General features: G+C 68.8%; 20 protein-coding genes. 7 read left to right on the top strand and 13 right to left on the bottom strand.

The window, feature by feature from the left end:
- The first annotated feature begins 85 nt into the window (after nucleotides 1-85).
- Together JFC09_RS15115 and JFC09_RS15110 are read left to right on the top strand one after the other, a co-directional pair.
- Nucleotides 86-580: a MarR family winged helix-turn-helix transcriptional regulator gene (locus tag JFC09_RS15115; protein ID WP_198394873.1), complete on the top strand. Its 495-nt coding sequence runs from the start codon at nucleotides 86-88 to the stop codon at nucleotides 578-580.
- Between the two features lie 271 nt (nucleotides 581-851).
- Nucleotides 852-2,063: an MFS transporter gene (locus JFC09_RS15110; protein WP_198394872.1), complete on the top strand. Its 1,212-nt coding sequence runs from the start codon at nucleotides 852-854 to the stop codon at nucleotides 2,061-2,063.
- A gap of 34 nt (nucleotides 2,064-2,097) precedes the next feature.
- Here the strand turns inward: JFC09_RS15110 and JFC09_RS15105 are convergent, their stop codons facing one another.
- The 4 genes from JFC09_RS15105 to JFC09_RS15090 all read right to left on the bottom strand — a co-directional run bounded on the left by JFC09_RS15105 (nucleotide 2,098) and on the right by JFC09_RS15090 (nucleotide 4,977).
- Entirely contained in the window at nucleotides 2,098-2,568 is a 471-nt protein-coding gene (locus tag JFC09_RS15105) for a VOC family protein (RefSeq protein ID WP_198394871.1), read from the bottom strand.
- Nucleotides 2,565-3,170 carry a DinB family protein gene (locus JFC09_RS15100; protein WP_198394870.1) on the bottom strand — a complete coding sequence of 202 codons (606 nt, stop codon included), beginning with the start codon at nucleotides 3,168-3,170 and terminating at the stop codon, nucleotides 2,565-2,567. Before JFC09_RS15100 ends, JFC09_RS15105 begins: the two co-directional genes overlap by 4 nt.
- Before the next feature lie 54 nt (nucleotides 3,171-3,224).
- Nucleotides 3,225-3,812: a dihydrofolate reductase family protein gene (locus JFC09_RS15095; protein WP_198394869.1), complete on the bottom strand. Its 588-nt coding sequence runs from the start codon at nucleotides 3,810-3,812 to the stop codon at nucleotides 3,225-3,227.
- A gap of 139 nt (nucleotides 3,813-3,951) precedes the next feature.
- Nucleotides 3,952-4,977, bottom strand: coding sequence for a GNAT family N-acetyltransferase (locus JFC09_RS15090; protein ID WP_198394868.1), 1,026 nt, complete (start codon nucleotides 4,975-4,977; stop codon nucleotides 3,952-3,954).
- A 535-nt stretch (nucleotides 4,978-5,512) separates the two neighbouring features.
- Between JFC09_RS15090 and JFC09_RS15085 the strand changes: the two genes are divergently transcribed.
- Both JFC09_RS15085 and JFC09_RS15080 read left to right on the top strand, forming a co-directional pair.
- The gene (locus JFC09_RS15085) at nucleotides 5,513-6,106 is read left to right on the top strand and encodes a sugar transferase (protein ID WP_198394867.1); all 594 of its coding nucleotides are present in this window, start codon (nucleotides 5,513-5,515) and stop codon (nucleotides 6,104-6,106) included.
- Between the two features lie 58 nt (nucleotides 6,107-6,164).
- Nucleotides 6,165-7,064: a GNAT family N-acetyltransferase gene (locus JFC09_RS15080; protein ID WP_198394866.1), complete on the top strand. Its 900-nt coding sequence runs from the start codon at nucleotides 6,165-6,167 to the stop codon at nucleotides 7,062-7,064.
- 110 nt (nucleotides 7,065-7,174) lie between these two features.
- On the opposite strand, the gene JFC09_RS15075 is transcribed toward JFC09_RS15080, so the two are convergent.
- The 3 genes from JFC09_RS15075 to JFC09_RS15065 form a co-directional block, all read right to left on the bottom strand.
- Complete coding sequence (locus JFC09_RS15075; protein WP_198394865.1) at nucleotides 7,175-8,041, bottom strand: GNAT family N-acetyltransferase; 867 nt, start codon at nucleotides 8,039-8,041, stop codon at nucleotides 7,175-7,177.
- A gap of 73 nt (nucleotides 8,042-8,114) precedes the next feature.
- On the bottom strand, nucleotides 8,115-9,767 hold the full coding sequence (locus tag JFC09_RS15070) for a SulP family inorganic anion transporter (protein ID WP_198394905.1): 1,653 nt from the start codon (nucleotides 9,765-9,767) through the stop codon (nucleotides 8,115-8,117).
- Between the two features lie 5 nt (nucleotides 9,768-9,772).
- Nucleotides 9,773-10,198: an ArsR/SmtB family transcription factor gene (locus JFC09_RS15065; RefSeq protein WP_198394864.1), complete on the bottom strand. Its 426-nt coding sequence runs from the start codon at nucleotides 10,196-10,198 to the stop codon at nucleotides 9,773-9,775.
- A gap of 228 nt (nucleotides 10,199-10,426) precedes the next feature.
- Between JFC09_RS15065 and JFC09_RS15060 the strand changes: the two genes are divergently transcribed.
- Nucleotides 10,427-11,380: a malate dehydrogenase gene (locus JFC09_RS15060; RefSeq protein WP_198394863.1), complete on the top strand. Its 954-nt coding sequence runs from the start codon at nucleotides 10,427-10,429 to the stop codon at nucleotides 11,378-11,380.
- A 122-nt stretch (nucleotides 11,381-11,502) separates the two neighbouring features.
- On the opposite strand, the gene JFC09_RS15055 is transcribed toward JFC09_RS15060, so the two are convergent.
- Nucleotides 11,503-12,435 carry a threonine/serine dehydratase gene (locus tag JFC09_RS15055; protein WP_198394862.1) on the bottom strand — a complete coding sequence of 311 codons (933 nt, stop codon included), beginning with the start codon at nucleotides 12,433-12,435 and terminating at the stop codon, nucleotides 11,503-11,505.
- A gap of 82 nt (nucleotides 12,436-12,517) precedes the next feature.
- Nucleotides 12,518-12,835, bottom strand: a complete 318-nt coding sequence (locus tag JFC09_RS15050; protein ID WP_198394861.1) for a 4a-hydroxytetrahydrobiopterin dehydratase — start codon at nucleotides 12,833-12,835, stop codon at nucleotides 12,518-12,520.
- A 168-nt stretch (nucleotides 12,836-13,003) separates the two neighbouring features.
- On the opposite strand from JFC09_RS15050, the gene JFC09_RS15045 reads away from it, so the two are divergent.
- On the top strand, nucleotides 13,004-13,630 hold the full coding sequence (locus tag JFC09_RS15045) for a hypothetical protein (RefSeq protein ID WP_198394860.1): 627 nt from the start codon (nucleotides 13,004-13,006) through the stop codon (nucleotides 13,628-13,630).
- Between the two features lie 45 nt (nucleotides 13,631-13,675).
- Here the strand turns inward: JFC09_RS15045 and JFC09_RS15040 are convergent, their stop codons facing one another.
- The 3 genes from JFC09_RS15040 to JFC09_RS15030 all read right to left on the bottom strand — a co-directional run bounded on the left by JFC09_RS15040 (nucleotide 13,676) and on the right by JFC09_RS15030 (nucleotide 16,567).
- Nucleotides 13,676-14,671: a glycine betaine ABC transporter substrate-binding protein gene (locus tag JFC09_RS15040; protein WP_232483671.1), complete on the bottom strand. Its 996-nt coding sequence runs from the start codon at nucleotides 14,669-14,671 to the stop codon at nucleotides 13,676-13,678.
- 208 nt (nucleotides 14,672-14,879) lie between these two features.
- Nucleotides 14,880-15,542: a methionine ABC transporter permease gene (locus tag JFC09_RS15035; protein ID WP_198394859.1), complete on the bottom strand. Its 663-nt coding sequence runs from the start codon at nucleotides 15,540-15,542 to the stop codon at nucleotides 14,880-14,882.
- Nucleotides 15,542-16,567, bottom strand: coding sequence for a methionine ABC transporter ATP-binding protein (locus JFC09_RS15030; protein ID WP_198394858.1), 1,026 nt, complete (start codon nucleotides 16,565-16,567; stop codon nucleotides 15,542-15,544). The genes JFC09_RS15035 and JFC09_RS15030 overlap by 1 nt, the downstream gene beginning before the upstream one ends.
- A 341-nt stretch (nucleotides 16,568-16,908) precedes the next feature.
- Between JFC09_RS15030 and JFC09_RS15025 the strand changes: the two genes are divergently transcribed.
- The gene (locus JFC09_RS15025; RefSeq protein ID WP_198394857.1) at nucleotides 16,909-18,207 is read left to right on the top strand and encodes an MFS transporter; all 1,299 of its coding nucleotides are present in this window, start codon (nucleotides 16,909-16,911) and stop codon (nucleotides 18,205-18,207) included.
- A gap of 32 nt (nucleotides 18,208-18,239) precedes the next feature.
- Here the strand turns inward: JFC09_RS15025 and JFC09_RS15020 are convergent, their stop codons facing one another.
- Nucleotides 18,240-19,457, bottom strand: a complete 1,218-nt coding sequence (locus tag JFC09_RS15020; protein ID WP_198394856.1) for a cysteine desulfurase family protein — start codon at nucleotides 19,455-19,457, stop codon at nucleotides 18,240-18,242.
- Between the last annotated feature and the right edge of the window lie 27 nt (nucleotides 19,458-19,484).

Raw genomic sequence — 19,484 nt, 5'->3', positions numbered from 1 at the left:
ATGAAGTATCTTGACCGTGAAGCTACTTGAGCCCGTGATAGCTTGTCAACCGTCCGCGTCCGGACTCACACGACGAGGAGGCACGATGACGAAAGGTCGCAAGACCTCGCCGGAGCAGGATGCTCCGGAACCTCGGGAAGCCGTGCTTGCAGGCCTTCGCTCCTGCAGCGCGATCTCGGCAGAGATCAGCAAGCGCTTCGCCGGAAGCCTCGGGCTGCACCCGACGGACGCAACCGCCCTCATCGAGATCCTCGAAGCGGAGGAACGCGGCATGCACCTCTCCCCGGCACGCCTCAGCGAACGCATCGGACTGACATCGGGCGCGACCTCGTCACTCCTCAACCGCCTCGAAGAGGCCGGCCATGTCGTGCGGAGTCGCATCCACTCCGACCGGCGAGTCGTGACACTGCAGTCCACCGCCGGGGTGCAGGAGGTCGCGAAAGCGTTCTTCGACCCCCTGGCCGTGCGCCTGGATGCGACGATGAGCTCCTACCCGACCAGCCTCCTCGAAGAGCTCGACACCCTCCTGGCGGAGCTGCACGCGGTCACTGAGGAGTACGTGCAGGACCTCCCCTCCTGACGCGCACACGCCGGTGACCGCGCGCCGGCTCCCGCAGCACGACGCCGCACCCCACCGGCGTGCCGCAACGAAGTGAGCGCCAAGACCCCGGCGTCACCGTGAACCCCGCCCCCTCGCGCCCCGAGCTCGTGCGAAGCACTTGCGGCACCCACCCCCTCAGCACCCAACCCCCTCAGCGCCCGCACTAACCGGATTGTTCGCATCCACATACGGTGTTGGGTTGCTACTAACCGGATGACTCGACTCCGCTTACTTGCCCAGGAGGCGCACCATGGACACCACAGACACGCTGCAAGCGGAAGAAGGAGCGCGCGCCGCGTCATGGGTCGCAGTCGGAGCACTGGCCGTCGTCGTCGCGCTCCTCAACGCTGCGGAGCAACTGCCCGCCAGCCTGCTCACCCCCATGGCCGCCGGCCTCGACGCGACGGAGGGGCTGATCGGCCAGTCCGTCACGGCGACCGCGATCTTCGCGATCGCCGCCAGCCTCCTGACCGCACCGATGACGCGCAGGGTCGACCGACGCCCCGTCCTGCTGGCGCTCACCGCAGTCCTCGTCGCGTCCAGCCTGGTCGTCGCCCTCGCACCCAGCACGGCGATCATGCTCACCGCGCGCCTGTTCCTCGGATTGTCGGTCGGTGGTGTCTGGGGGCTCTCGGCCTCGCTCGCACTGCGGCTCGTCCCGGTATCCGACGTCCCCAAGGCACTCGCCGTCATCTTCGGTGGAGGCTCTGTGGCGATGGTCGCCGCTCCTGCGCTCGGCGCGTTCTTCGGCGGGATCCTCGGCTGGCGCGGAGTCTTCGTCGGCCTGACGGTGCTTTCCGCGATCGCACTCGTCGCCCTCCTCTTCGCCCTCCCCTCCATGCCCACGCAGAGCGCGAGCAACGGGACCGGGCTCGCCACAGCACTCAAACAGCCCGGACTGGCGTTGGGGCTCGTCGGCGTCATGCTGATGTTCGGCGGTGGACAGACGTTCCAGACCTACGTGCGGCCGTTCCTCGAAGAGGTGTCGGGGATGATGACCGGACAGGTTTCCCTCACACTGTTCATCTTCGGTGTCACGAGCCTCTTCGGGACGATGGCCGCCCCGCGCCTGCTGGGACGGATCAGCATCCGCACCGTCCTCGCCGGTGTCGCCGTCGCCGAGGTCGTGTCGCTCCTCGCACTGCTCGCGACCGGCGGGTCGATGGTGGCGGCGATGGCCTGCGTCGGGCTGTGGGGCTTCTTCCTCGGCATGGTCGCAGTCTCATGGTCCACCTGGGTCACGCGCACCTACCCGGACCACGCCGAACCGGCCGGCGGCATCCTCGTGGCCGCGATCCAGGGATCCATGATGCTGGGTGCCCTGGTGGGCGGCGGCCTCATCGACAACCTCAGCGTCGTCGCGCCGCTCATCGCCTCGATCGTGATCCTGGCCGTCGCAGCGCTCTACGTGTGGGGGCTGCTCGATCGTCAGGGCCCGTCGAAGGCGGAAGCCCCTGCGTGACTGGTGGTGGCCCCTGCGTGACGGCACCGGATGCTCAGTCGAGGCAGAACTCGTTGCCCTCCGGGTCCGTCATGACGATGAATCCGTAGCTGAAGGGCGGATCCGGGTCGAAGCGCTTCACACGGGTGGCACCCAGCGCCACCAGCCGCGCGCACTCATCCTCGAACGCCGCCATCCGCTCTTCACCGACCAGGCCGGGAGCGGTGCGCACATCCAGATGCACGCGGTTCTTCGCCATCTTGTCCTCCGGAACCTGCTGGAAGAAGATCCGCGGCCCCTTCCCCTCCGGGTCCTCGAGCGCGGAGGACGAGTTCCACTGCGACGGGGGCACACCCACCTCTTCGAGGAACTCGTCCCAGGCGGCGAGCGCCGTCGCAGCGTCCGCACCGCGCGCCAGCTTCACCCTCGGTGGCGGCGGGTGCACGTAGCCCAGCGCCTCGCGCCAGAAGAGGGACAGCGCCCGCGGGTCGTGCGCGTCGAACGTGATCTGGACCGATGTGCTCATGAGGAGCCCCTTCCGCTCACCTGGCCACCCTGCACTCCCTCATTCTGTGTATGCAGGTACAGATCCCTCAGCAGGCACACTTCCGCGAGGTGGTGCAGCAGCTCGCGATGGATGTGCAGCACCAGCCGTGACATGGGGTCCTCCGCGAAGTGCCCTTCCGCTTCCCCGCAGGCGCGGTGCAACCCGTCTTCGCCCAGGGATTCGACCCCGTCCAGCCACGTGGCGATCTCGTCATCGAGCTGTGCCAGGGCCTGCTCGGCGGTCACCGCGTAGTCGAAGGTGTAGTAGTCGACCGGGTCCCGCCCGAAGTGCGAGGCGTTCCGCATCGCCAGCACACCGACGGTCACGTGACCCAGCCGCCAGGCGATCGTCGTGAAGGGCGCGGGGTCCGGCTCCGGGAACGCGAAGTCGATGATCATCGCTCCCGCACCGGCCTGGACGGGCGCGACGCCCGTCCCCCGGGGCCGCACGCTCCAGCTTCCCGGGGCCGGTTCCCAGAAGTACTCGTCGTCGGTCATGCCCGTCAGTCGTTCGCGGAGCAGATGGCGCCAGTGCCACGTGAACTGATCGCGGAGCATCTGATTCCAATGCGATCCAGTCATGGACCAATGATTCCACCGTCAAGGGCTCCTGTCATTCCGCGAATCGCAGGACTGTCAGCCGGACGGCTGCACCCGGTACGTCACATGCGTGACGCCAGACCCCTCAGTCACTCCCGCGATCTCGAAGCGCGCGGCTGTTGCCACCGTCTCGTCGAACAGCCTCCGCCCCAGTCCCAGCAGGACTGGCACAAGATGCAGCTGGAGCTCGTCGACGTATCCGCCCACCAGTCCCTGTCGGATCGCGCCGCCGCCGTGCAGACCGACTGCCAGGTCGTCGGCGTCATACCGCGCCAGGGCCCACGCTTCGTCGAATGAACCGACGAAGTGGAACGTCGAGCCCTCCCGCACTTCGTCCCGGCGTGGGCGGTTCGTCACAACGTAGAGCGGCATCCGGAAAGGCGGCCGAGGCCCCCACGCCGCCTGCGCATGCTCATAGCTGTCGCGGCCCATCACCATGGCGCCGGTGCGCTCGAGCTCGTGCCGCAGGACGTCGTCCGCCGTGAGCTGCGTCCGGTCCGCGATCCCGTGGTCGAACCATCCGTGGAGTGCTCCCCCGCCTTTACCCATCGGCTGCTGCGGACTGGGGTCCACGCCGGTGTAGAACCCGTCCAGGGAGACGCTCAGACTCGCGATCGTGGTCATGTGCACCCTCCGTCGCCGTGGGACCCCATCGTCATGTCGACCTACTCACCTGCGATGTTACCCAGACCACACCGACAGCGTCCATGGAACGGGCCCGGGGGCCACGGTGACCTGCAGGTCCGCAGACACCGGTCCTCACTCAGAGGGTCGCTCCGACCTCCCCGTTCGCCCCGGTTCGGGCCTCGTGCGGGATCGGCAGGCGGTACCGGGGGAAGAATTCGGCCTCCTCGTCCCATGGCACCGCCGCCGCCTCGAACTCACGGCGCCGTCCTGCCACCAGTTCATCGAACGCCTGCGGATCGAAGATCCTCTCACCGGTGTGGAAGAGCACTCCCCCGTTCGGGGCGAACCGCTTCTTGTAGCCCTCCAGCCCGTCCCCCGCGTGCACGCCACCGCCCAGCACGTAATGGCGATACCCGTTCTCTCGGGCCCAGTTCATGGAATGGAACTCCATGAACTCCGTGGGACGCATGCTGAACGCCTCTTCGTCCGTGCCGCCGAGAAAGGCGTAGACCGCGTCGGACCCTGCGAGCAGGAGATTCGCGGCAACGGCCCGCCCCTCGTGGAGCACACACACGATCACCGTCCGATCACCCATGGCGGCGTGGAGGCCCTCGAAGAACTCGTCGCTGAACCGGTACCAGTCATCGCTCTCGCGGCGCGCCATCGTCCCGCTGTAGATGCGGATGAAGTCGTCGATGCGCGCGTTCGTCGTGTCGACCACGATGTCGAGGCCCATGCGCTGCGCGCGCCGAACGCCCTGCCGCACCTTCTTGTGCAGGCTCGCCCAGAGTTCGTCCTCCGTACTGGGCAGCTCGCACACGAAGTTGAGATTCCGGGACCGCTTCATGCCCGGGTACGGGAGGACGTCGTCGAACAGGGAGAACCTGATGAATTCGGCGACCACCGCGTTCGACTGCGCCCACTGGTCGAAGCCGGCCCAGAACCGCTCTGCGACGTCCTCGGCGTCAGCGCTGCCCCAGTGCAGCGGGCCTCCGTAGCCGTAGGGGGACGTGATGTCATGACGCGGGCCGTCACCGATCGGCCTCAGCACGAACGGGTACAGGACCGTGGACTCGGTGTCCTCCCGGACCGCCGCGTACAGCCTGCCGTCCGACGGACGCAGGAGGTCGCCGTAGCCCGGGTGCGCGTACGGCAGCTGCATGGGTGACCTGTCCCAGATCTCGCACCAGGCACTCCAGTCCGCCGGCGACCTCGGGTCCAGAACTCGAAAACTCTTCATCAGATCCAGCCGCTTTCCGTGAGTTCACCGATACGAGTGCCGACGCGGTCGTCTCAGGGCGAACGCCTCAGGCTGCTCCCACGCTAACGGCGATACCTCGCTTTCCAGCCGGCTCTGACGCCGCACTGCGGATTACCGCGCAGTAACTGCGGGATCCCGCAACGGGACGGGACGACCCGCAGAACGCTGCGGACGACCGCATGAACCTCCCCGACCCCTATCTCCCCCGCACTCCTCACGGCTATACGTGTCCTAGGAGGGCGCTCGAGCGGAGTTCGAGAGCTGCAGGAGAGGAGTGCGCATGGTCGGGCCAGCAGTCGAACCGGCGGTCGGACCAGCAACGGACGGTTCGCCTCGCACTCGCGGGGTGCGCACTCGCAATCCGCGCGCTCACAGCCCCCATGCTCGAAATCTGCATGCTCGCAGACGCACACCCCTACGCCTCGCGGTGAAACGGGTGCTCGACGTCGTCGGTGCATCCATCGGGCTGCTCGTGCTCAGCCCCTTGCTGCTGTGTGTCGCGATCACGGTGCGCATCCGCCTGGGTGCTCCCGTGCTCTTCACGCAGTGGCGCACCGGCCGGCACGGAGCCGCGTTCACGATGCTCAAGTTCCGCACCATGACCGATGCCGTCGGCGCGGACGGCGAGCTGCTCCCGGACGACCAGCGACTCACCGCGTGCGGCAGGCTCCTGCGCCGCACCAGCCTCGACGAGCTCCCCGAACTCCTCAACGTGCTCCGCGGCGACATGTCCCTGGTGGGGCCCAGGCCGCTGCTGGAGTCGTACACGGAGCACTTCACCGAGGTCGAGGCCCGCCGGCTCCTCGTCCGCCCGGGGATCACCGGGCTGGCGCAGGTGCGGGGCAGGAACACGGTGGGCTGGGACGACCGCCTGGCATGGGACGTCGAGTACGTGGACGGCCTGTCGGTCCGCCGGGACCTGCGGCTCCTGCTCGAGACCGTCGCCGCGGTGCTGCGCAGCGACGGGGTCGTGGAGGACCCGTCGTCCGTCATGGAGGACTTCGACGTCGAGAGGGCGCGGCGGAGTTGAGGGGGCGACGGACATGACTGTGAGCACGGACGCAGCAGGCACGGCGGACACTGCGGGCATGAGGACTGCCACTGTGTCAGCCGCGACAGGGATGAAGGGCACGGCAGGACCGAAGACCACCGATACCGGGCGCACCGACGATCTCCGGGTGCAGCCGCTGGCTGACGAGCATCTCGCGCACTTCGGCGACATCCTCCGGAGCACGGTCGAACCGGAGCACCAGCGCTTCCTCGTCGACAATCAGCACGGGTACCTCGACTACCTGCGTCTCGTCACCCGCTTCCCCGCATCGTTCCCCCACCACCGGCTGCGCGTCATCGCCGGGCCGGACGGAGGCCCCGCCGCATTCGCCGATTTCCGGGTCCCGCCGTCGGGTGCCGGCTTCCTGTCGTCCCTGGTCGTGTTCCCCGAGTTCCGGCGGAGAGGGCTGTCACGGCGTCTGCTCACCGCGTTCGCGTGCGAATTCCGCGAGGCCACGACGCTGAGCCTGGATGTGTTCGTGGACAACGAGGCGGCGATCGGTCTTTACACGTCGACGGGCCTCCGCCCGATCGCGACCGAGTACTGGCTGGTGCGTGACCTCCCGGAAGCGCGGGCCGGCTCCCCCCTTGCTCACCCCGACGAACCCGCCTCACAGGGGCTCGAGATCCGTGACCTTCCGCAGGTCATGAGCATGCACGAGGCCTACGGGTTCTCGAGCTTCGTCGCAGCCGGGGCGGAGTCGCGCGGCCGGGTCGGCCTGCTGGGCGCCGAGGTGGTCAACTGCTTCGAGGAGGCCGCCTTCACGGACCTCGATTTCCTCTCCACCGTGGCCCGGACGTTCCCCGACCGGCGGACCGCGTTCCATTCCACTCCGCACCGCGGCCTTGCAGGCGAACCGGGTGTCCGGCTCGTCAACACCTCCGTGCGCATGGAGCTGTCCGACCTGTCCGCACTGCGCAGCGCTCACGACACCTGAAGACGCGCCGCTGACACCCGACTCAGCGCCGATGGCTCCTGACGATGACCCACACCCGGCTCACTGCTGACAACTCCGTTCGAAGAGTCAGCAGCACCCGCGCGGTCGCGTCACACCCGTTCGATGTCGGGCACCGCAGCGTGCTCTTCGAACCCCGCGGATCGGTACGTGGCGACAGCAGCGACATTCGCAGTCTCCGTGCACACGAGGGCGCTCGTCGCACCCATGTCGCGCAGTGCAGCGGCTGCGGCGACGGTGATCGCCCGCCCGTAGCCGAGCCCGCGATGGAGCGGGTGGACCCCGACGGGTTCGAGGACCCCGGGCCGGCCGGGACCTGCGGACCAGGCGGTGGCGGCCGCGACCTCGGTGCCGTCGTCGTCGTAGGCGACCAGGCAGCGCGCGTCGCGGTAGACGGGGCAGCCCGCCATCGTGCGCCACTTCGCCGTCGAGAACGTGGAGCCGGAGAACGCGGCCCGCTGCACAGCGGTGCGCAGGTCGGCGGTGTCCGGCGTCGCGACCTCCACCCTCGCGCCGGGGTCCCGGACCGTCTGCGTGAGGTCGCGGGACAGCGGGGTCCACGGTTCGCCGTCGCGCCAGCCACCCGCGAGCAGAAGGTCGCGGAAGGCACCCGCGAAGCGTGCTTCGACGGCAACGCCTCCTGCCGGCAGGACGCCCCGGTCGGGTCGCATGACGTCGGAGGCGAGCCGCCACAGGAAGACGGGATCCTCGCGCACTTCGGGCGAGACTCCCAGCCGCAGGAGGGCGGCACCGTCGAGCAGCCCGACCGCCTCGATCCGCCCGTTCCGCCGCCATACCCGCAGTGATTCCGCGATGACCCGGGTGCCGAACCGCCAGAACCACCCGATGTCACCCGGGTGCAGCTGCATCGGCTCGCCGTCGGCCTGCCAGCCGCGCAGGGCGTCCACGACCTCGTCCAGCTCTGCTGGTGATACCGGAACCGTCACGTCGATCGACACAGTCCGATCTCACCATCTTCGAGAGATTCGCACAAACCCGCACCCGAGGCGCCCTGCCCCGCCACAGAGTCGCTCAGTTCCGCAGCCCCGCCCTCTCGACGTGGTTGCGCGCGTGTGCGATCGCTTCGTCGAGGTCCTCGAACAGGTGGTTGGCGTGGCGGAGCGATCGCAGCACGCCCACCGTGCGGAAGAGCTCTTCGTGCCGAGGCTGCACCCCCTTGATGAGGACGGTCACCCCGCGGCGCTCCAGCGTCTGGACGATGTCCGACAGTGCGTGGGCGCCGGTCGCGTCGATCACCTCGACGCTCGACATGCGCAGGATCACGACGACGACCCCCTCGAACTCCATCACCTCGTCGAAGACCCGCTCCGCGCCCGCGAAGATCAGCGGACCGTCGACCCGGATGATCGCGACCCTCTCGTCGCCGGGCTGCGGCTCACCGGGCAACGGCTGCCGGGAGACGCGCGTCTGCCGGGAGAGGTTGCGGATCGCGAAGAAGCCGGCGATGACGACGCCGATGAGGACGGCGACGACGAGGTCGAACGCGACCGTCACGATGGCGGTGAGGATGAACGACGCAGCGTCGGCTCGCGTCGATCGCATGATGGAGGCGGCGGTGATCCAGTTGATCATCCGCCACGCCGTGAGCATGAGGACTCCCGCGAGCGCGGCGAGCGGGATCATCCCGACAGGGCCCGCAGCGAAGAGGACGACGCCCAGCAGCACGACGGCGTGGATGGCGGATGCCAGCCGGGAGCGGCCGCCGGAGCGCACATTCACTGCGGTCCGCGCGATCGCGCCCGTCGCGGGCATGCCGCCGAACAGGCCCGAGCCCACCGACGCGATCCCCTGCCCCACGAGCTCACGGTCCGCGTTGTACGGACCGGTCTCCGCCATGGAGGCGGCGACGCGGGCGGACAGGAGCGACTCGATCGCCGCGAGTGCCGCGACAGCCAGCGCCGGCCCCATCAGGCTCGACAGGTCGGCGATGGCGAACTGCGGCAGGGACGGGGTGGGCAGCCCCGTCGGGAGTGTGCCGATGACGGCCAGCGGGTTGGTGAGCACGAGGCAGAGCACGGTCGCGATGATGATGCCCAGGAGCGAACCCGGGACCGCCGGGTGCAGCCGGTCGACCAGCAGCATGACGGCGATGACGAGCACGGCGGCACCGGCCGCCCATGCGGTGTAGGTCCAGTCGGCGTCCGCGATCGATTGGATCGCGGCGATGAGCGCATTCGTGCTGTGCTCGCCCTCCCCCACACCGCCCGGCGACATGATCGACGGGATCTGCTGCAGGAAGATGATGACGCCGATCCCCAGGGTGAAGCCCTCGATGACCGGCCACGGGATCACGCCGACGGCACGCCCCATCCGCAGCAGCCCCGCGAGCACGACGATGATGCCCGCCATGATCGACACGACCGCCACGGCGGCGGGCCCGTGGGAGGCGACGATCGGCAGCAGCACGACGACCATCGCGCCCGTCGGACCGGACACCTGCACGTTCGACCCGCCCAGGACGGCGGCGAGGAACCCGGCGACGATCGCGGTGATGAGGCCTTCACTGGCGGTGAGACCGGAGCTGATGCCGAAGCCCAGCGCCAGCGGCAGCGCGACGATGCCGACGGTGATGCCTCCGACCAGGTCACCGCGCCACGTGGTGCGCAGCTGCGCGTAGTCGGAGCGGTCCGGCAGGAGTCCACGCAGGCGGTTCCAGACGTTCAGAGGGTTCAAGAGCGCTCTCCTTCCGCCAGCGGCGTCGTGTGGAGCTTCGGGAGGGTACCGGCTTCCGCCAGCAGTTTCTCGTCCGCGGCCAGGGTATCGAGGACCAGGGACCTCACCACGGCGAGCATGTCTGCGACGCGCGTGTGCAGCAGGCGATAGTAGACGTGACTGCCGCGCCGTTGGGAGCCGACGAGCCGGTGACGACGCAGGACAGCCAGGTGCTGGGACAGATGGGATGCCTCCAATTCCGTCTCGCGGAGGAGGGCGGAGACGCTCATCTCACCGGGCTCGGCGGCGGGCGCCTCGACCTGAGCGCGGTCGTGAGCCGCGGCCAGCAGTTCGAGGATCCGGATGCGGAAGGGGTGGGCGAGACCCTTGAAGAGGTTCGCCTTGATCTCGTACAGAGGCCGTTGATCACTGATTGATGACATGATGGATTCATCATATCAGGTGGTGGCGGCGGGGTTGAGGGCGGGGCCGTCGCGCTGGGGCCACGTGGCGCGAGCCGCGCGCTCACGCAGTGATTTCACCTACTGAAATGCGTCCTTCACGGAATGGAATTTGGCGAGTATGCTGGCGGAGGCTCTCGCAGGCGCACAGAACGCTCTGCGGCACGGCTCAGAGCACAACCCCACCTTCGACGACGAGGAGCATCCTCTATGAAGCGCATCGGCATCATCGGCGCGGGCGCCGTCACAGCGGCGACCATCGCCTCCCTCATCGCCCCGACCGGCGTGGACCCGGAGATCATCATCGTGAACCGCACCCACGCGAAGGCTGTGGGACTGGCGGAGGACTTCACGTACGCAGCGGCGGCAACCTCACGGTCCCGGGTGCGCGCCGGCGACTATGCGGACCTCGCAGGCGCCGACCTCGTCATCATCACCGCAGGCGTGAACGAGAAGGACGGCGGGGCGACCGACCGGTCGGACGACGCCGGTCGCCGCGTCCTCATCCCCGCGAACGCACGCGCCTACGCGGACATGATCGGGCAGCTGCGGGAGGTCGACCCCACGGCGACCGTCCTCGTCGTCACCGATCCGCCGGACCCGCTGGCGGCACTCGCACGGAGGCTCGCCCCAGAGATGACGATCCTGTCATCCGGCACGACCATCGACACGGTGCGATTCCGCTACCGGATCGGGCAGGAGCTCGGGGTGCCCGCGAGCGAGGTCGATGCGATGGTGCTGGGTGAGCACGGGACCTCGGCGGTGTATGCGTGGTCCACGGCCCGGGTGGGTGGCAGGCGCGTCCTCGACCTCATCGAAGAGACGGGCGAGGATATCGCAACCGTCGAGCATCGCATCCGCGAGGCCGTGAAGTACTCGAACATCTCGATCATCGAGGGCATCGGCGCCAGCCAGCACGGGATCGGCGCAGTCGTCGCGCAGATCGCGGAGGCGATCGTCGACAACAGCCACGCGATCATGGCCGTCGCCTCCTACCGCGAGGAGTACGACACCTTCGTCGGGCTGCCGACCGTGCTGGGACGCGAAGGGGCGGTACGCGTGCTCACGCCGGAGCTCACCGACGAGGAGCAGGCGCAGCTCGACGAGAGCGCCCGCATCCTGCGCGAAGCGGATCAGATCGCGTTCGACTCCGCAGGGGTGTGAGGCGCTAGCCGGCGGCACCCCGATCGGCGAGACACCGCACTCATGCTCGAGACACTGTGGAACGTACCGGAGTCTCGAACTCGAGGACGGTGTCTCGTCGACGCACTGTTCCGCTCAGACGCTCAGAGAGTCGAGACATCCGTGTTCGCCCCGCAGACGACAACCGCGACCCGCTCCCCCGCCTCGGGCACGTAGGCGCCGGCCAGCAGCGCGGCGTAGGCGGCTGCGGCACCGTGCTCTGCGGCGATCCGGAACTCCTCCCACAGCGCCGCGCGTGCGGCGATGATCGCGTCGTCGTCGACCAGGAGGCTCGTGACGCCCACGCGCCCGGCGGTGTCGAAGCAGATGTCGCCGATCCTCCGCGCGCCCAGAGAATCCGCGGCGATGCCGGACACGTCGACATCGGTCGGTGCGCCCGCCTCCAGCGCGGTCGCGAGCGTCGCGGCCGTCACCGGCTCGACACCCACGACCTTCGCCCGGCCCTCCGCCGCAGCAAGAGTCCCGGCGATCAGCCCGCCACCGCCCACAGCGACGATGATCGTGTCGACGTCCGGGGCGTCCTCGAGGATCTCCTCGGTCATCGTGCCAGCACCGGCAGTGATCTCCGGCTGATCGTATGCGTGGCAGTAGACGGCACCGGTGTGTTCCGTGTGTTCCATCGCGGCGGCGAACGCCTCCGCGTACTCCGATCCGACCTGTTCGACGACGGCACCGTACGCCCTGAGGCGAGCGACCTTCACGGGGGGAGCGGTCTCCGGCACGAAGACCGTGGCGGGCACCCCTGCCTGACGTGCGGCGTACGCGTTCGCCATCCCGGCGTTCCCACCTGAGGCGACGACGATCCCCACACCCGGGTCGAGCTCTCCGCGCTCCAGCGTCGACAGCACGCGGTTGAACGCGCCGCGTGCCTTGAACGATCCGGTGTGCTGAAGATATTCGCACTTGAGGAGGAACGACGGAGAGGAGTTCGCGCCTGCGACGGCGAGCATCGGGGTGCGCCGCACGTGCGAACGGATGCGCTCCTGTGCGGCGAGGACGTCGTTTCGAGTGAGCACGGGAGCCTTTCAGGAGGGGACACGAGTGGCGGCGCTGCGACCGCAAGTCCCGCAGCGCCGCCGTCAGGCTATCGCGGCCCTCTCAGTCGGTGGGGGCGACTTCGATCTCCGCGCCGACCGCGAGATCGCTGATCTGACGGGCCAGCTGCAGGTCCCGGTCCGTCACCCCGTTCACGTCGTGGCTGATGAGGCGGACCCCCACAGTCGGATATGTGAGGAGCAGGTCCGGGTGGTGTCCGGCATCTTCAGCAACCGCCGCGATGCGCTGGACGAAGTCCAGGCCGGTGACGAAATCACCCGTGTTGAAAGTGGCGCGCAGGCCATCATCTGCGGCGTGCCAGTCGATGAGTCGAGCGTCCTGCAGTGCTTCCGTGAGCTGCTGTCCAGCGTACTCAGTCATACCTCCACCCTACGCGCGTGCACGTCGTCCGCACCTGGAAATCCAGTCATCATTCCGCCAATGGGCCCTCATCACCGCTGCGTGTTGCGGATCAGCCACCCCGCTGCATGCGTGCGCAAGGGCCATTGGGTGCACAATCGGAGGGACGACAACCGAATGGAGAACCCCATGCACGCGGCAGGAGCCGATGGACATCCCGGCCACGTCCGCCCACCGGGCAAGCGGATGCGCGCTGTGGGGCGCGTGCTCTTCTGGATCGGCGCGGCCCTCATCGTCGTGTGCCTGGTGATCGGCACGATTGTCGCCATCACGGGTTTCACGCGCGTTGCGGACACCGCATCGGACACAACGGTCGTGGCCGGTCCTACGGACGTGACGCTGGAGGAGGGCGAGCGCCTCCTGTTCTACGTTCCCGGTGAACCCGGTGAGCCGAACGTCTACTCCGACTCCCCGCCCGTCGTCGCCACTGCAGATGCGAACTGCACTGTCACCGGACCCGCGCCGCGCGAGATCAGGAGCCCGGGGGCCCATCGTGTGACGCTGAACGGCGAGACCCGCGTGTCCGACGGTGGCTTCGAAGCCGAGTCCGCCGGAACCTACACGACCACATGCGCACCGGTTCCGGATGTGGAGGTCACGCTCGGGCCGCCGACGGACGTCGGAGGCATCCTGGGAGGGATCGGCGGTGTCTTCATCGGTGTGTTCGGTGCGATCGGCAGCGGTGTCATCACCATCTTGGGCCTGGTGCTGTGGCTGGTGGGGCGCAGCACCATGAAGAAGAACGGTCTCCTCTGACGCAGTCCCCTCTGACACCGGCGCGCGGTTTGCCCCGCGGCGGTGTCAGCCCGCCAGTGCGCCCGCCTTCCAGTCGTCGACGAAGGTGTCGTTGTCCTCGACCCATTCGGCGACTGCCTTATCGAGGTTCTCCCCGGCGTAGTTGTCCTCCGAGAACATGGTGTTCTCCAGGCTTGCGAGGTTCTCGTCCGTGATGACGAGGTTCTTCAGCAGCTGGGCGACCTGCGGGTGGTCCTCGCCGAACCCGGAGTAGGCGAAATTGTAGACCACTTCGCCCGCACCCATCGCGCCTTCCGGGTCCTCGAGGTCGCGGACCGGGAACGCGTCGTACGCCCAGTGCGGACGCCACAGGGTGACGACGATGTTCTCACCGGAGTCTGTCGACGACTGCAGCTGGGCGAGCATCGCCGGGGTGGACGAGATCTTGAAGTCCCAGTCCTCCAGGCCGTAGGTGGGGATCATCTTCTCTTCGGTCATGCGGGTGAGGCCCGCCCCCGCTTCGATGCCGTAGATCGTGCTGCCGTACTCGTCCGCCATCTCCTTGAGGTCCGCCAGTGACTGGGCGGGCGAGTCCTCATTCACTGCGATCGTGTTCTTCGCGTCGATGTACCAGCAGCCCTGGGCCTCCATGTCGTCGCCGAACTGCTGGATGTAGTCCTCGTGCGTGACCGGCAGCCAGCTGTCCATGAGGAAGTCGATGTCGCCCTGCGCGACCGCGGTGAATGCCGGGCCCGCGTCGAAGGATTCGACAGCCACGGTGAAGCCGTCCTGTTCGAGCGCGTACTTCGTGAGGTGTGCCGCGGCATAGGACTCGTCCCAGCCGTTGAAAGCACCTATCGTGATGTCCTTGTCGTCTTCGGAGTCCAGGTCGACCTCCGCGGACTCCTCGCCCGGGGTGCAGTCGCTCCAGTCGACGTCACCATTTCCGGCGTCGGCTTCCACCGACGCGTCGTCACCGTTGTCCGTCGCACCGCAGGCGCTGAGGCCCAGCGCGATCACGGCAACAGAACCCGCCACTGTCATCATTCTTCGGAGCGCCATCGGCTCGATCTCCTCGCGAACTGACGCACAGGCGGGAACTCCGACGTCCGGCCGGGCACCTGTGCAAGACCTGAGCACAGTCTGACAGCCGACTCGGACACAGAACAGAGCTGGACGGAAACTGATTCGAGGGCGTTACTCGATTGTTAGCCAAAGGGGACACTGTTGCGCATAGTGCACCTGACCAGGCATTATTCCTCTTTCGATCTCAGTGCATGACCTTCCGTGCGACCCAGTTCCCCAGGGCCTGCGCGAACTGCACGAGCAGGACGAGGACGACGACGATCACGGCGACGACCAGCCAGTCGAACCGCTGGTAGCCGTAGCGCATCGCGAGGTCACCCAGGCCTCCGCCGCCGATCACACCGGCGACCGCTGTCGCGTCGACGAGCGCCACGAAGATGTAGGTCATCCCCAGCGTGAGCGGGCCCAGCGCTTCCGGCACGACGATCGTGAAGAGGATCCGCAAGGGGCTCGCACCCATCGCGGCACCGGCCTCGATGGCGCCTGGGTCCACGGACACGAGGTTCGATTCCGCGATACGGGCGATCGACATGCTCGCGACGACGGTGAGCGGCACGATCGCGGCGACGGGGCCGATGCTCGTGCCCATGATCGCGCGGGTCAGCGGGATGAGCGACACCGCGACGATGAGGAACGGGATCGGCCGGACGATGTTGATGACGAAGTTGAGGACGGCGAAGACCGTCCTGCTCTCCAGCAGGTTGCCCTTCCGCGAGGCGTAGAGCACGAGCCCCAGCAGGATGCCGACGACCCCCGCCAGCAGGAAGGACACGGCCACCATGAGCAGCGTCTCGAAGATCGCATCGGACAGACGTGGCAGGAAGGCGTTGAAATCCGTGACGCGCATCAGGCTGCGACCTCCTCGACGTCGGTGGCCCTCCGCAGGGCGGCGATCGTCGCGTCGACGTCCGGGCCCGCACCCAGCAGTTCGATCGTGAGCCGGCCGAACAGGCTGTCCTTCGATTCGCTCACCCCGCCGTAGACGATGTTGAAGTCGACGCCGTGCTCGCGGGTGATGCGGGACAGGAACGGGTCGTTGGACTCGCGGTCGCCCACCCGCACCTCGACCAGCCGCCCTGTGTGGACCTTCCGGATCGTGGACAGGGACCGCGGATCCGGGCGGTGCCGCAGCACGGAGGCCACGAACCGCTTGGCGGTGCCCGTCTGCGGGTCGGAGAACACGCTGGAGGCGCTGCCTTCCTCGATGACCCGGCCGCTCTGCATGACGGCGACCTTGTCCGCGATCTCGCGCACGGCGTCCATCTCGTGGGTCACCATGAGGACGGTGACCCCGTACTCCTCGTTCACCCTCTTGAGGAGGTCGAGCACCTCGAGGGTCGTCTCCGGGTCGAGCGCACTCGTCGCCTCGTCGGAGATGAGCACGTCCGGCCGGGTGGCGAGCGCGCGGGCGATCCCCACCCGCTGCTTCTGCCCACCGGACAGCTGGCTGGGGTACTGCAGGGCCTTGTCGGAGAGCCCCACGAAGTCCAGCAGCTCTTCCACGCGGTCGATCGTGTCGGATTCGCTCAGCCCCGCCAGGCGCAGCGGGTAGGCGATGTTCTTGTACACGGTGCGCGACCGCAGCAGGTTGAACTGCTGGAACACCATGCCGATCCGCTGCCGGGCGGACAGGAGGCTCTTGCCCCGCAGCGACGAGATCTCCTTCTCGCCCACGAACACGGACCCGGTCGTGGGCCGTTCAAGCGCGTTCACCGTGCGCAGCAGGGTCGACTTCCCCGCACCCGAATAGCCCACGATCGCGTAGATGTCGCCCGGGTCGATCGTGAGGGAGACGTCGTCGAGCGCCGGCACTGTGCGCCCGCGGTGCTCGAACGACTTCGACACGCACTCGAACGTGACCGACTGCGACATCAGGCGAGACCTCCCATCGGGGCTGCAGCGCCGCAGTGCACTGCGGCACCGTCACCAGCTGCGGCACCGCGCCCGGCTGCGGCACCGTCACCAGCTGCGGCACCGTGACCGGCTGGGGTGGGGTCCCCACCCTGAGAACGACGAACACTGAGGGGCATGGCGGGCCTTCCGACGGCGACAGAAACGAGAGAGAAACGAGAGAGCCCCATCGTCCTGCCAGGTGAGTGGTGTGAGGATGCCGCAGCGACGCACGTGGTCATCGGGAGTCACACAGCGTCAAGACCGCCTCGCGTGCGAGGCCGCCGAACCCGGCGAAGCCCCGGCCTCGGTGTGATGACACGATGAGCACTCTTGGAAGGAGGTGCGTCCTGCCTACCGATCCCCGCCCCTCATCCTCGACCGCTGACGGCAGTTCCGGTCACGGCATCCGTCGTCTCAAGGTCGCGGTCGCGACGGCGTTCTTCCTCCCCGGGCTGGGCATGTCGTCGTGGGTGACGCAGACTCCTGTCATCCGGGACCTCGTCGCTGCGACGACCGCGCAGATGGGGATCGTGCTCTTCGGCCTGTCGATCGGGTCGATGGTGGGGATCCTCGCGTCCGGTGCACTCGTCGCCCGCTGGGGCGCACGTCGCGTCATCGTCGCCGGCATCGTGGGGATCAGCCTGAGTCTCGTCCTGGTCGCCTGCGGTGCAGCGGTCGGCAGTCAGGCCGCTGCGATGGCGGGTCTGGGTGTGTTCGGGCTGGGGATGGGCAGCGCGGAGGTCGCATTGAACGTCGAGGGCGCGGAGGTCGAGACCCGCACCGGTCGCCCCTTCCTCCCCGTGGTCCACGGCAGCTACAGCCTGGGCACCCTGGTCGGTTCCGGGATCGGGATCCTCGCCGTCACCTTCCAGGTGGACCCGCTGTGGCATCTGCCGGTCGTCGCCGTCGTCATCGCGGCAGCGCTCCTGCGCGCGGCGCGCGTTCTGCCACCGGCCACTGGACGCACTCATGGCACGGATGCGGACGACTCCGCCGCCGAGGCCCCCGCCCCTGCTCCTTCCGCCGCCCCACCGCGCAGGAGGTCTCAGGTGTGGCGGGATCCTCGCCTGCTCCTCATCGCGGTCATCACGCTCGCGGTGGCGCTCGCGGAAGGCACCGCCAACGACTGGCTGCCCCTCGTGATGGTCGACGGGCACGGTCTGGGCCCCGGCCTCGGCTCCGGTATGTTCGCGGTGTTCGCGGCCGCGATGACGCTGGGCAGGTTCGTCGGCAACCCGGTCGTCGCCCGGCTGGGGCGTGCACGCGTCCTGGCGGCGAGCGCAGGGTTCGGCGTGATCGGTCTGGGACTGGTCGCCTTCGTCGACCATCCGGGGGTCGCAGTCGCGGCCGTCGTGCTGTGGGGTCTGGGCACCTCGCTCGGCTTCCCCGTGGCCATCTCCGCGGCCGGCGCGAGCGGCGATCATCCTGCGTCACGGATCGCACTCGTATCGATGATCGGATACGTCGCACTGCTGGCGGGACCGCCGGTCCTGGGCTTCGCGGGCGAGCACTGGGGGCTGCGGGCAGCGCTCGTCATCCCGCTGGCAGTCCTGCTCGTCGCGATGCCGCTGTCACGCTCCACCACGCCGAGGGCTCACGCCCGCGCACGCGTGGAGTGACACGCCTCCCCCGCCTCCGCGCGGCCATCCACTCAGTCCCGGCCCGTGGCCGCCTCGGCGATGCTCTGCGCCAGCCGCTCCACGTCGTCCGGAGTCGTCCAGCGTCCCTGTGACAGGCGCAGCGCCCCCATCGCCCGGGGGACCTCCACGCCCATCGCGGACAGCACCGGTGACGGCGCATCCGCCCCGGCATGGCAGGCGGAGCCCGTCGACGCCGCGACCGAGCTCGCCCCCGCCAGCACGTCCATCCCCCGCGTATCGTCGATGCTCACGTTGAGGGTCTGCGGCAGCCGCTGCTCGCGCGGCCCGTTGAGGCGCACCCGCCCGGGCAGCAGCTCCTCGAGTCGCGCGGCGAGCCGATCCCGCAGTGCCCGCATCCGCTCGACCGACCCCGCCTCGAGCTCCTCCCCACAGAGCCGGGCGGCCTCCCCGAACCCCGCGATGCCGGCGACGTTCTCCGTCCCGCCCCGCAGCCCGCCTTCCTGCCCGCCGCCGGGCAGCAGCGGCGCGAGGGGCGCGCCGGACCGCACGTAGAGCGCGGCCACTCCCTTGGGCGCGTACATCTTGTGCCCGACGACCGTGAGCAGGTCGGCTCCCAGCTCGTCGACGTCCACGGACACCTTCCCGACGCTCTGCGCCGCGTCCGTGTGGAAGAGCGCCCCACCCGCGTGAGCTGCATCCGCCAGCTGCCGGATGGGCTGGATCGCACCGGTCTCGTTGTTCGCGTGCATGATCGACACGAGGACCGTCTCCGGCCGCAGAGCCTCAGCCAGCACGGCGGGGTCGACCAGTCCGTCGGGGCCCACGGGCAGGATGGTGACGTCGGCACCGTCGGCGACTGCGGCCTCGGCGGCGGCCAGCACGGCCGGGTGCTCCGTCGCCTGCACGATGAGGTGCGTGCCGGAATCCGCGCCCGAGGCGGTCCCTCCGTCCGACACAGACCCCGCGCCCGAGGCCGCCCCCACCGCCCGCAGCACGCCGCGGATGGCGAGGTGGTCGGCTTCGGTGCCGCTGCCGGTGAAGACGATCTCGTCCGATGCGCTCGCGCCGACGAGCGCCGCGACCTGTTCCCGCGCCGTGCGCACCGCGGCGGCCGGCGCCGCCCCGAAGTCGTGGGCACTGGAGGGGTTGCCGAAGTGGGTGGTGAGGAACGGCATCATCGCGTCGGCGACACGCGGGTCGACGGGTGTGGTGCCGTTGTAGTCGGCGTAGACCGCGGATGAATGAGTCAGGGGAGACCGGGGATCCATGCCCCCAGTCTCCCCCCGGTCGTGACG

The organism is Brevibacterium yomogidense (genome assembly GCF_016107685.1).
Classification (GTDB): Bacteria; Actinomycetota; Actinomycetes; order Actinomycetales; family Brevibacteriaceae; genus Brevibacterium; species Brevibacterium yomogidense.
This window is presented reverse-complemented; position numbering and strand designations above follow the sequence as displayed.